Raw genomic sequence first — 11,363 nt, 5'->3', positions numbered from 1 at the left:
CTCGCGCGTTTACACTATTAAGAAACGTATTCAGGAGACACGAACATGGCCAGCAGAGGCGTAAACAAGGTGATTCTCGTCGGTAATCTGGGCCAGGACCCGGAAGTACGCTACATGCCGAGTGGTGGCGCAGTTGCCAACATTACGCTGGCTACTTCCGAATCCTGGCGTGATAAAGCGACCGGTGAAATGAAAGAGCAGACCGAATGGCACCGCGTTGTGCTGTTTGGCAAACTGGCTGAAGTGGCCGGTGAGTATCTGCGTAAGGGTTCTCAGGTCTATATCGAAGGCCAGCTGCGTACCCGCAAATGGACCGATCAATCCGGTCAGGAAAAATACACCACGGAAGTGGTGGTCAACGTAGGCGGCACCATGCAGATGCTGGGTGGTCGTCAGGGCGGTGGCGCACCGGCAGGTGGCGGCCAGCAGCAGGGCGGTTGGGGTCAGCCTCAACAGCCTCAGGGCGGCAATCAGTTCAGCGGCGGCGCGCAGTCTCGTCCTCAGCAGCAGTCTGCTCCGGCACCGTCTAACGAACCGCCAATGGACTTCGACGACGATATCCCGTTCTGATATCCAGACGCGTGAAACACAAAAAACCCAGACAATGTCTGGGTTTTTTATAACAGGCTATCAGGTAATCACCATCGGCCAGTCTGGCGGAGTGTGGCTCATGGCTTCAACCATCACCACTTTAATGTTTTCCCAGACGGCGGCCATATCCACCAGCGTAATGCCGAGTAAACCTGTCGCGAACCAGCATGCGGCACCCAACCCTAACAGGGTGCTAATCACAGCAAGACCTGCGTAGTCGGACTTTCGGAACTGAATGTTTAACGTGCTGGCCAGGAACATCAAAACCGCGCTCAACAACGGCCAGCGCAGGAGCACCATGCTGGTGGTAATGGTTGCCATAAAACCCATCCTCGACAAAACAGACGAACTGGAATGAAACAATGTTTCTCGTTACATAAGATGTGTGAACTATATCACATTTGCTGTTTTATTCGCCAGTATCGTATGAGGTAAAAGTGGGTTTATAACCGGGGAAAATATATCGTACTCGCTCAGATCGGCGCTTAGCCGGAATTTTTATTTTTAATTCATTCAGATAGCAAAACCTTTGCAAAACACCCTCGGCTGTATAGCGTTTACAGCAGTATGTCTATGGATTATGCTTGTGTGGAACAATAAATGTACCCGCAAAAATAATTCATCACATTGAATTATTTGGATTTTTATTCTTTTTTAACACTCAGCATACTCTTTGATTTCGTGGTCTTATTCTTTTATTCAGATATGAGTTATTGCGGTTGCTCTCTCGATTAATGACCTGCGAAAAGATAATGAAAGAAAAAAGACGCGAGATTATTAACGACAGCATGCAGGCTCTGCACGCCCTGGCGAAGCTGATGCCACAACTCAACGCGCAGTGTTCGCCGGTTGAAATGCTGGAAATCATCAACAGCGCACTGGGGGCAAATCTCTCGTGGGTCAGTGTCGAATCCGCAGACGGGCCGCGCGTGGTTTGTGCCGGCGACGTGACGTGTCACGCCTTCAACGTGGCGGATTTTCTTGCCAGCACCCTGTTGCAGCGGCATCACCGCGCCTGGCGCGTTATCTACTGGAAAGAGCATATTGGCCGGGCGGTATTTTCCCCTCAGCACCCGGGCTATGCGCGACTGCAAAGCGGCGTGCTGTGTAAACTCTCAGCGCATGGCAGACAGTGCAGTGGTTATTTCTTTTTGGCTTTTAATGAAAAACTGACCTCGTTACCGATATTGAAAAATATCGTGGTGGTATTGGTCGAGAAGCTAAAAGATTATTTTGATGACATCATCGTGCGGGAAAAAACAGCGCAAGAGATGCAGCGCGTCGTCACGCAATATAAAACTTTATTTGAACGTGCTCCGGTATTGATGAACGCCTTTGACAGACATAACCGGTGTGTATTGTGGAACGCCGAATGCGAAAAAGTCTTTGGCTGGAGTATGACTGAAATCGGCGAGCACCCCGATCCGCTGGCCCTGTTTTACCCGGATCCCGAGGAGCGACAGCGCGTGCAGGAGTCGGTTCGTTTCGCACCACTTAAGGATATGTACGAATGGCACCCGGTGCGTAAAGACGGGACGCCGTTAACCATCCTCTGGTCAAACATCCTTTTACCGGATAACTCCATTCTCAATATTGGCCTCGATATCACCGAACGTAAAAAAGCAGAACAGCAGCTGACCGTCAAAGCCACCACGGACGATCTGACGGGCTGTCTGAATCGCTCGACAATTTTACAGCGGCTCAAAATGGCGCTGGCAGCCAGTTCGCCGCAGGATGTCAGTAGCCATTTCTGTCTCCTGATGTTCGATCTCGATTATTTCAAGCAGATCAACGATCGGTGGGGACATCAGGTTGGCGATGCGGCATTGATTCACTTTTGCGACCGTATTCGCGAAGTGAGCCCGGCCGGGTCAGCACTGGGACGGGTAGGGGGCGAAGAGTTTGTTCTTCTGCTGGCGCGTACGGATGGTATGGCCGCTACGTTGCTCTCTTCCCGGCTGCGTGCCGCGCTGATCTCAAAACCGCTGCGTGTGGGCGATAAAACGCTGGTACTCTCTTTCAGCGCCGGGGTGGTTGAAGTCTGTCAGGGGCAACGGGATACTTCTGCCATACTGATGCGTGCTGATAAGGCATTATATGACGCCAAGCGTACGGGAAGAGGAAAAACGGTTCTGGCGTCTGATTATTTATAAATCAGTATAAGAACAAAGAGCAGGCTATTTCAGCCAACGAATTTTCCACACCTGTCGCGGGTAATTATTATCCTTATCAGAAACGAAATGAATACTTTTAGTTTGGCTTACGGGAAAATATTATCGGCATCACGAATTTTAGGATTTTTAATACCAAAAGTCAGTTGCTAACTTCCCATGATTCATGCAACGTAATCACCTGTTTATCAAAGCAGCCGGTCTTCATTGCTACAGGCGTACAACATGCAGGGATACAGAGCGGGAAATGAATCGTAGCGCGCGGCGCAAAATGCTCAAAGCGGTCGGGATTATCATGGTAGTTATGCTGCCGGTGATGCTTGCGCTATGGTTTGCCCAGCTTAGAGCCGTGTCGGAAATCAGCGCTCAGCTGCGCACGTTTGCTGAACTTGCTTTAAACAAAACTGAACGGGTTATTCAACAGGTTGATATGGCCCGGGAAGACGCGGAAAAATATCAGGGTAAAGTGTGTACGCCGGAGCATCGTCAATATATGTTGAACGTTTCCCGCGGTCGCCTTTTTGTTGCCGATTTAATTTATGCTGAAGGCCAGGACTTTCTCTGCTCGACCCTTTTTACGCCGGATCATCCTTACATCATCCCCGCTGCCAATTACACACGTAAACCCGACGTTGCTATCTATTATTTTCGCGATACGCCATTTTTTAATGGTTATAAAATGATATATATGCAGCGCGGAAATTATGTCGCAGTGGTCAACCCGCTTTCGTACAGTGAGGTGATGTCAGACGATCGTTCCCTGTCGTGGGGAGTGTATGACACCGTCAGCAATGCATTCTTTTCTGTGAGTCAGGAAGCCAATATTTCTTTATTGCATTCGATGCTCCGACATCAGGAAACGACTTTTCAGAAAGATGACCGTTTTTATACGATCGTAAAATCAGAACAGAGGCCCATTGCGGCCATCGTTTCAACCTCCAATGCCCGTTTTTATAAAACGCTTTATCATCAGGCTACTCTGACGCTACCGCTGGGGATGATTTGCAGCATTATTATTTTGCTGGTGTGGTCGCGAACACACCGTGAATTCAATTCGCCTGGCCGACTTCTGCACCGGGCGCTGAATAAACGCCAGCTGTGCGTCCATTATCAGCCCATTATTGATATAAAAAATAACCAGTGCGTGGGAGCAGAGGCGTTGTTGCGCTGGCCAGGATTCAACGGTCAGGTTATGAGCCCGGCGGAATTTATTCCCCTGGCCGAAAAAGAGGGGATGATTGAGCGTATTACGGATTACGTCGTGGAGGAGGTGTTCACCGATCTGGGCCATTTTCTTGCCGCTCACCCCGATCTGTATGTCTCGATTAACCTGTCGGCGTCGGATTTTCACTCTTCGCGTCTTATCGCCCTGATCTCCGACAAAGCCCGCTTTTACTCGGTTCGCGCGCAGCAAATCAAAATTGAGGTGACGGAGCGGGGGTTTATTGACGTGCCGAAAACCACGCCGGTCATTCAGGCGTTTCGCCAGGCGGGGTATGAAGTGGCGATTGATGATTTCGGAACCGGCTACTCTAACCTGCATAACCTCTATTCACTGAACGTCGATATCCTGAAAATCGACAAATCTTTTATCGATACCTTAACCACCAACAGCACCAGCCACCTGATTGCCGAGCACATCATTGAGATGGCGCAAAGCCTGCGGCTGAAAACCATTGCGGAAGGGGTCGAGACGGGGGAGCAGGTGAGCTGGCTGCTGAAGCGTGGCGTGCAGTATTGTCAGGGATGGCACTTCGCGAAAGCGATGCCGCCCCAGGCATTTATGGCCTGGCAGCAGCAACCCTTGCGTTAACACGCATTAATTGAGCTGATGGCGGTAGTCGCTCGGCGTACGGTCAAACTCGCGGCGGAAGACGCGGGAAAAGGTCTGCTGCGACACATAGCCCAGATCCATTGCGATATCAAAAATGGGCCGCTGCGTTGAGCGTAACGCCTGCGCCGCCAGCAGGAGCCTGCGCTGGCGAATGTAGTCACCCAGCGTTTGATGCATTACGGTGCGGAACATTCTCTGTAAATACCATTTCGAATAGCCCGACTTCTTAGCGACCACATCAATGTTCAACGGCTGGTCGATATGTTCATCAATCCATTCAATAAGCGTCTGAATAATTTGCTGATGCGACATAAGGTTACCCCTCTGTGGAGACATCTGTCCTGGTTGATTCGTCGTTTTCTCTGCGGGGGAGTATAATTCCTCAAGTTAACTTGAGGTAAAGAGGTTTTATGGAAAAGAGATTACCGCGCATCAAAGCGCTGTTAACCCCCGGTGAAGTGGCGAAACGAAGCGGCGTGGCGGTGTCGGCGCTCCACTTCTATGAAAGCAAAGGGTTAATAAAAAGTATCCGTAACGCCGGAAACCAGCGGCGCTATACCCGCGATGTGCTCCGCTACGTGGCGATTATCAAAATTGCGCAACGTATCGGCATCCCCCTGGCTACCATCGGCGACGCGTTCGGCGTATTGCCGGAAGGACACTCGCTGAGCGCGAAAGAGTGGAAGCAGCTGTCGTCCCAGTGGCGAGAAGAACTGGATCGTCGTATTCACACGCTGGTGGCCCTGCGCGATGAACTGGATGGCTGCATTGGTTGCGGGTGTTTATCACGTAGCGATTGTCCGCTGCGTAACCCGGGTGACAGGCTGGGCGAGCAGGGGACGGGGGCGCGGTTGCTGGAGGAGGATTGAGAGGTGTTTGCCGGGTAAGGCGCAGCCGCCACCCGGCAACAAGCATAAAGAACTAAAGCGCCACTAAGGGCGCTTTAGTTTTTTCCGGTCTTTGTCTTTCTCTCTATCCCGCTGGCTCACGGGAGGGTTTCCCCCGACATCAGTACTCCTCGTGTCGAGCTTGTGGAGGAGGTTCCGGTTTGTACTGACACTTTAATTCTATGCCCGGCCGCCGTTTTTGCCACCGGAGATGATGAGATTTTAGCCGAATTTTTTTCGTGAAGTTGTTCAGTTTTCTATAGTTAAAAAGTATGAATCACCGGAGAACATCATGCTAACGGTCCACCACCTTAACCAGTCTCGTTCCCATCGCGTCCTCTGGGCGCTGGAAGAACTGGGTCTGACATATGAGATTGTGCGCTACCAGCGCGAAAAAACCATGCTCGCACCAGACGCGCTCAAAAAAGTGCATCCGCTGGGAAAATCCCCGGTACTGGAAGATAACGGACTGGTTCTGGCTGAATCAGGCGCGATTCTGGAATATCTTCAGGAAACGTACGATTCGGCGTCACGATTCAAACCGTTAGATCCCGCTCATAAAGTGCAGTATCGCTTCTGGCTGCATTACGCCGAAGGCTCTTTGATGCCGCTGCTGTTAATGAAGCTGGTATTTAACAGCCTCGGCAAACCCCCCGTCCCGTTTGGCCTGCGCACGCTGGGTAAGGCGCTGGGGCAGGGGGTGCAAAAAGCGTATCTCAACCGCCAGCTGGAAACGCATGCGCGCTTTATTAACGATCATCTTGCCGAAAACAGCTGGTTTGCCGGCGACACGCTGACCATGGCGGACATCCAGATGAGTTTTCCCCTCTTCGCCCTGCTGGCGAGAGGCGGCATCGACAATCTCGACCACATAGCGGCGTGGAAACAGAGAGTGGAGGCACGTCCGGGCTGGCAGACAACGCTTGCGAAAGGCGGCCCGCTGAAGATACCCGGCGGGGGATGAAATGTAACGAAATTGCGCATGGACGATAACGTTTGCGCATCCTCTGCTTAATTCTTCATCGTCATGAGGCAATTTTAGCGAAAAACGAGAAAGTTCAGTTGAAAAGGGCGGGTATTAGGCTAGATAATCGTTTGCCTACATTTGACCACCCGTTTTGTAAGCGCGGAGCTAAACGTTTGCTTTTTTTGTGACGCCCCTTTCGTCGCAAACGCAGCACAAGGATTTGACGTTTCGCTGGCAGTGGAGTCTCCACCACGCTTACGGACTTTCAATAAAAATTTTCAGGGGATGTTTTCTATGTCTACGCCATCTGCGCGTACCGGCGGTTCACTTGACGCCATGTTTAAAATTTCTGCTCGCGGCAGCACCGTGCGCCAGGAAGTTGTTGCCGGTCTGACGACGTTTCTGGCGATGGTGTACTCCGTCATCGTTGTGCCGGGCATGCTCGGCAAAGCCGGTTTCCCGCCAGCGGCGGTCTTCGTTGCCACCTGCCTGGTTGCGGGTGTGGGTTCGATTGTGATGGGCCTGTGGGCGAACCTGCCGCTGGCGATCGGGTGCGCCATCTCCCTGACCGCGTTTACCGCCTTCAGCCTGGTGCTGGGCCAGCATATCAGCGTCCCGGTAGCGCTCGGCGCGGTGTTCCTGATGGGTGTACTGTTCACCGTGATCTCTGCTACCGGCATCCGTAGCTGGATTTTGCGCAACCTGCCGCAGGGCGTGGCGCACGGCACCGGTATCGGCATCGGCCTGTTCCTGCTGCTGATTGCCGCCAACGGCGTGGGTCTGGTCATCAAGAACCCGCTGGACGGCCTGCCGGTTGCGCTGGGTAACTTCGCGAGCTTCCCGGTAATTATGTCGCTGGTGGGTCTGGCGGTGATCATTGGCCTGGAAAAACTGAAAGTGCCGGGCGGCATTCTGCTGACCATTATCGGCGTGTCCATCGTCGGCCTGATTTTCGACCCGTCCGTTCATTTCTCCGGGATTTTCGCCATGCCGTCGCTGAGCGATGACAACGGTAACTCCCTGATTGGCAGCCTGGATATTGTGGGCGCGCTGAACCCGGTGATCCTGCCAAGCGTGCTGGCGCTGGTAATGACCGCGGTGTTTGACGCCACCGGGACCATCCGCGCGGTGGCGGGGCAGGCTAACCTGCTGGACAAAGACGGCCAGATCATTGACGGCGGCAAAGCGCTGACCACCGACTCCCTGAGCAGCGTTTTCTCTGGCCTGGTGGGTGCAGCGCCAGCGGCAGTGTACATTGAGTCCGCAGCGGGTACGGCGGCAGGCGGCAAAACCGGCCTGACGGCTATTACCGTTGGCGTACTGTTCCTGCTGATCCTGTTCCTCTCTCCGCTCTCTTATCTGGTGCCAGCTTACGCGACCGCACCTGCGCTGATGTACGTCGGCCTGCTGATGCTGAGCAACGTGGCGAAAATCGACTTTGCTGACTTTGTTGATGCCATGTCCGGTCTGATCACCGCGGTCTTTATCGTGCTGACCTGTAACATCGTGACCGGCATTATGATCGGTTTCGCCTCGCTGGTGATTGGGCGTCTGGTCTCCGGTGAGTGGCGCAAGCTGAACATCGGTACCGTTGTCATCGCCGTTGCGCTGGTGGCGTTCTACGCGGGCGGCTGGGCAATTTAAGTTATCCATTGATGCGAAAACGGGTGGCTCAGGCCGCCCGTTTTTATTTTCAGGACTCATCCCGTTGTCTTTTACGTTACTCTGGAGAGGATAGAATAAGAGGCACGACGCCTCAGGTTTGGCTTAAAAAGAAACACAGCAAACAGGGAACGCATGGAAATTTTCTTCACAATACTCATCATGACCCTTGTGGTCTCATTATCCGGGGTGGTTACACGCGTACTGCCCTTCCAGGTCCCCCTGCCTTTAATGCAAATAGCTATCGGCGCGCTGCTGGCGTGGCCGACGTTCGGTCTGCACGTGGAGTTCGATCCGGAACTGTTCCTCGTGCTGTTTATCCCGCCGCTGCTGTTTGCCGATGGCTGGAAAACGCCGACGCGCGAATTTCTTGAGCACGGGCGAGAGATCTTCGGTCTGGCGCTGGCGCTGGTGGTCGTTACCGTGGTCGGGATTGGTTTCCTGATCTACTGGGCCGTACCGGGGATCCCGCTTATACCCGCCTTTGCGCTGGCTGCCGTGCTGTCGCCGACCGACGCCGTGGCGCTGTCCGGCATTGTGGGCGAAGGGCGCATTCCTAAGAAAATCATGGGCATTTTGCAGGGCGAGGCGCTGATGAACGACGCTTCCGGCCTGGTCGCCCTGAAGTTTGCCGTGGCGGTAGCCATGGGCACCATGGTCTTTACCGTCGGCGGTGCAACCCTCGAATTCTTCAAGGTGGCGATTGGCGGTATCCTCGCAGGCTTTGTTGTAAGCTGGCTGTACGGTCGTTCGCTGCGCTTCCTCAGCCGCTGGGGCGGCGATGAACCGGCGACGCAGATCGTCCTGCTGTTCCTGCTGCCGTTCGCCTCTTACCTGATTGCCGAACATATCGGCGTGTCGGGCATTCTGGCGGCGGTAGCCGCGGGGATGACCATCACCCGCTCCGGCGTGATGCGCCGGGCGCCGCTGGCGATGCGTCTTCGCGCGAACAGTACCTGGGCGATGCTCGAGTTTGTCTTTAACGGCATGGTGTTCCTGCTGTTGGGCCTGCAACTGCCGGGAATTATGGAATCTTCGCTGATAGCGGCCGAAGCGGATCCAAACGTTGAAGTGTGGATGCTGTTTACCGATATCGTACTCATCTACCTTTCGCTGATGCTGGTGCGTTTCGGCTGGCTGTGGACGATGAAGAAGTTCAGCGTTCGCTTCCTGACCAAAAAGCCGATGGAGTTCGGCTCCTGGACCACGCGCGAGCTGCTGATTGCCTCTTTCGCGGGCGTTCGCGGGGCGATCACCCTTGCTGGTGTGCTCTCCATTCCTCTGCTTCTGCCGACGGGCGACGTCTTCCCGGCGCGCTACGAGCTGGTGTTCCTGGCGGCGGGCGTGATCCTCTTCTCCCTGTTTGTCGGCGTAATTATGCTGCCGATTCTGCTGCAGCATATTGATGCGGGTGACACCTCGCAGCAGCATAAGGAAGAGCGGATTGCCCGTGCGGCGACGGCGGAAGTGGCGATTGTCGCCATCGAGAAGATGGAGGAGCGTCTGGCCGCCGATGCCGAAGAGAACATTGATAACCAGCTGCTGAAGGAAGTCAGTTCACGCGTGATCGGTAATTTGCGTCGCCGTGCTGACGGACGTAACGACGTGGAAAGTTCGTTGCAGGAAGAGAACCTCGAGCGCCGTTTCCGCCTGGCGGCGCTGCGCTCCGAGCGTGCCGAGCTGTATCACCTGCGCGCGACGCGGCAGATCAGCAACGAGACGCTGCAAAAGCTGCTGCACGATCTGGATCTGCTGGAAGCGTTGTTGATAGAGAATCAGTAGCGCTGTAATTGCCCGGTGGCGCTGCGCTTACCGGGCCTACGTGCTCGATCGGTTCCCTCTCCCTGTGGGCTGAGGGTTCCCCACAAATTAATGCGAGCACTGAGCAATCCCCTCGCCCCTCCGGGGAGAGGGTTAGGGTGAGGGGAACATACGGCGGTGGTGGTCATTCCGTTCACTTTATGTTCCTTGCTACTCTGTAACGACATGACCGGTGAACGTGCCAGGGTGGCTCAGTCGCCACCACCCTGGCGACCCGGGCTCCCGGCGGTAAATCGCCGCTTCGCGGTGCCCTCGGCTTATTCCTTCCGGCTTATCGGGTACGGGCGGAGGCAACGTCCCTGTAAAGCCGCCCTCTCGGCGCATCCCTGCGCCTCGCCCCGGCCTGCAGGAAACGCCTCAGCGATTTACAGCCGGACCAGGGCATCGCGGACAGCCCTCAGTCATTTAGAAAGCAACTTTATTGCTTCTGCATAAAAAAATTACTGGGGATCCCTCAGCCCTATGGGAAAGGGTTAGGGTGAGGGTACCCAAAACCCCTCACAGCATTGCAACCACGCCTGTGCGCTGTGCGACAGATACACCCCTTCACGCCAGATCATCCCTAACTGCCAGTGCAGATCGCTCTCCAGCGGGATCCAGCGCAGCGTGTTTTTATCCAGCCGCTCGCAGATCGGCTGCGGCAGAATGGCTATCCCCACGCCCGCCTGTACCATCGCTGCCAGAAAATCCCACTGGCCGCTGCGCACCGCAATGCGCGGCTTTACGTTGTGCTGGTTAAACAGCGCCATCAGCTGGCGGCTTAAGGCGAAATCTTCGTTGTAAATCAGCAGCGGGTGTTCGCCGAGCAGCTCGGGTTTTACTGATTCAATCTTCAGCCAGTCGCCGGAGCGCGGCACCAGCACGCACAGCGGGTGGCTGAACAGCGGCAGCGTTGCCAGCCCGCTCTCTTCTTCCACGGGAAGGGCCGTCATGGCCACGTCCAGTTCACCGTTCATCACCGCCTGCTGCACGGTCAGGCCGCCAAACTCAGAGATTTTTAGCTCAACGCCGGGATAGCGCTGGCGAAACAGGCTAATCGGCCCGGCCATCATCATGCCGACCATCGGCGGAATGCCGAGCCGCAGCAGCCCTTTTGTCAGGTGGTTGATGTCCCCAAGCTCGGCCTCCAGCTGGCGGAACTCCGCCAGAATTGCCAGCCCGCGCTCGAACACCACGCGACCGGTATCGGTCAGCAGCAGCTTGCGCCCGTCGCGGATCAGGAGGGTACAGTTCAGCTCATCTTCGAGGTTTTTCAGCATCTTACTGATGGTAGGCTGGGTTACGAATAACTTCTCCGCTGCGCGGGTAAAACTTTGCTGGCGAACCACCTCGACAAAATAGCGCAGCGTTCTTATGTCCATGATTATTCCTCGAAACTATACCTTCGATGATTTTAATTCATTTCAGTCGATACCGTACGCTCACTATAC

The 11,363-nt window shown here is 54.5% G+C and carries 10 protein-coding genes; 7 read left to right on the top strand and 3 right to left on the bottom strand.

Annotated elements, in window-relative coordinates; genetic code table 11:
* Nucleotides 1-45: 45 nt before the first annotated feature.
* Entirely contained in the window at nucleotides 46-570 is a 525-nt protein-coding gene (gene ssb1, locus ACNQ0T_RS17615; protein ID WP_003860284.1) for a single-stranded DNA-binding protein SSB1, read from the top strand.
* 60 nt (nucleotides 571-630) lie between these two features.
* On the opposite strand, the gene ACNQ0T_RS17610 is transcribed toward ssb1, so the two are convergent.
* Nucleotides 631-912, bottom strand: a complete 282-nt coding sequence (locus ACNQ0T_RS17610) for a YjcB family protein (RefSeq protein ID WP_022646751.1) — start codon at nucleotides 910-912, stop codon at nucleotides 631-633.
* A 431-nt stretch (nucleotides 913-1,343) separates the two neighbouring features.
* Here ACNQ0T_RS17610 and ACNQ0T_RS17605 point away from each other — a divergent pair, with 431 nt between their 5' ends.
* Nucleotides 1,344-2,744 carry a sensor domain-containing diguanylate cyclase gene (locus ACNQ0T_RS17605; RefSeq protein WP_063850406.1) on the top strand — a complete coding sequence of 467 codons (1,401 nt, stop codon included), beginning with the start codon at nucleotides 1,344-1,346 and terminating at the stop codon, nucleotides 2,742-2,744.
* A 265-nt stretch (nucleotides 2,745-3,009) separates the two neighbouring features.
* Nucleotides 3,010-4,575 (top strand): EAL domain-containing protein, encoded by a 1,566-nt coding sequence (locus tag ACNQ0T_RS17600; protein WP_045620929.1) that lies wholly within the window; start codon nucleotides 3,010-3,012, stop codon nucleotides 4,573-4,575.
* Between the two features lie 6 nt (nucleotides 4,576-4,581).
* Here the strand turns inward: ACNQ0T_RS17600 and soxS are convergent, their stop codons facing one another.
* Nucleotides 4,582-4,908, bottom strand: coding sequence for a superoxide response transcriptional regulator SoxS (gene soxS, locus ACNQ0T_RS17595; protein ID WP_003860277.1), 327 nt, complete (start codon nucleotides 4,906-4,908; stop codon nucleotides 4,582-4,584).
* Nucleotides 4,909-5,006: 98 nt separating this feature from the next.
* Here soxS and soxR point away from each other — a divergent pair, with 98 nt between their 5' ends.
* The 4 genes from soxR (at nucleotide 5,007) to ACNQ0T_RS17575 (ending at nucleotide 9,894) form a co-directional block, all read left to right on the top strand.
* Nucleotides 5,007-5,465: a redox-sensitive transcriptional activator SoxR gene (gene soxR / locus ACNQ0T_RS17590; protein WP_003860275.1), complete on the top strand. Its 459-nt coding sequence runs from the start codon at nucleotides 5,007-5,009 to the stop codon at nucleotides 5,463-5,465.
* Nucleotides 5,466-5,775: 310 nt separating this feature from the next.
* Nucleotides 5,776-6,447 carry a glutathione S-transferase family protein gene (locus ACNQ0T_RS17585; RefSeq protein ID WP_417930274.1) on the top strand — a complete coding sequence of 224 codons (672 nt, stop codon included), beginning with the start codon at nucleotides 5,776-5,778 and terminating at the stop codon, nucleotides 6,445-6,447.
* A 297-nt stretch (nucleotides 6,448-6,744) separates the two neighbouring features.
* Nucleotides 6,745-8,094 (top strand): guanine/hypoxanthine transporter GhxP, encoded by a 1,350-nt coding sequence (gene ghxP / locus ACNQ0T_RS17580; RefSeq protein ID WP_022646757.1) that lies wholly within the window; start codon nucleotides 6,745-6,747, stop codon nucleotides 8,092-8,094.
* Nucleotides 8,095-8,247: 153 nt separating this feature from the next.
* On the top strand, nucleotides 8,248-9,894 hold the full coding sequence (locus ACNQ0T_RS17575) for a Na+/H+ antiporter (RefSeq protein WP_022646758.1): 1,647 nt from the start codon (nucleotides 8,248-8,250) through the stop codon (nucleotides 9,892-9,894).
* Nucleotides 9,895-10,406: 512 nt separating this feature from the next.
* Here ACNQ0T_RS17575 and ACNQ0T_RS17570 read toward each other — a convergent pair.
* Entirely contained in the window at nucleotides 10,407-11,294 is an 888-nt protein-coding gene (locus ACNQ0T_RS17570) for a LysR family transcriptional regulator (protein ID WP_022646759.1), read from the bottom strand.
* Nucleotides 11,295-11,363 lie beyond the last annotated feature (69 nt).

The sequence above is a fragment of the Enterobacter cloacae complex sp.6700776 genome (assembly GCF_048284255.1).
GTDB classification, from domain to species: domain Bacteria; phylum Pseudomonadota; class Gammaproteobacteria; order Enterobacterales; family Enterobacteriaceae; genus Enterobacter; species Enterobacter intestinihominis.
Note: the sequence above shows the minus strand (reverse complement) of the source record. Positions and strands in the feature narration are given on the sequence as shown.

Excerpts from the sequence above, each read along its gene's own strand:
- ssb1 (WP_003860284.1), top strand. The coding sequence starts at position 46 with ATGGCCAGCAGAGGCGTAAACAAGGTGATTCTCGTCGGTAATCTGGGC.
- ACNQ0T_RS17610 (WP_022646751.1), bottom strand. The coding sequence starts at position 912 with ATGGCAACCATTACCACCAGCATGGTGCTCCTGCGCTGGCCGTTGTTG.
- ACNQ0T_RS17605 (WP_063850406.1), top strand. The coding sequence starts at position 1,344 with ATGAAAGAAAAAAGACGCGAGATTATTAACGACAGCATGCAGGCTCTG.
- ACNQ0T_RS17600 (WP_045620929.1), top strand. The coding sequence starts at position 3,010 with ATGAATCGTAGCGCGCGGCGCAAAATGCTCAAAGCGGTCGGGATTATC.
- soxS (WP_003860277.1), bottom strand. The coding sequence starts at position 4,908 with ATGTCGCATCAGCAAATTATTCAGACGCTTATTGAATGGATTGATGAA.
- soxR (WP_003860275.1), top strand. The coding sequence starts at position 5,007 with ATGGAAAAGAGATTACCGCGCATCAAAGCGCTGTTAACCCCCGGTGAA.
- ACNQ0T_RS17585 (WP_417930274.1), top strand. The coding sequence starts at position 5,776 with ATGCTAACGGTCCACCACCTTAACCAGTCTCGTTCCCATCGCGTCCTC.
- ghxP (WP_022646757.1), top strand. The coding sequence starts at position 6,745 with ATGTCTACGCCATCTGCGCGTACCGGCGGTTCACTTGACGCCATGTTT.
- ACNQ0T_RS17575 (WP_022646758.1), top strand. The coding sequence starts at position 8,248 with ATGGAAATTTTCTTCACAATACTCATCATGACCCTTGTGGTCTCATTA.
- ACNQ0T_RS17570 (WP_022646759.1), bottom strand. The coding sequence starts at position 11,294 with ATGGACATAAGAACGCTGCGCTATTTTGTCGAGGTGGTTCGCCAGCAA.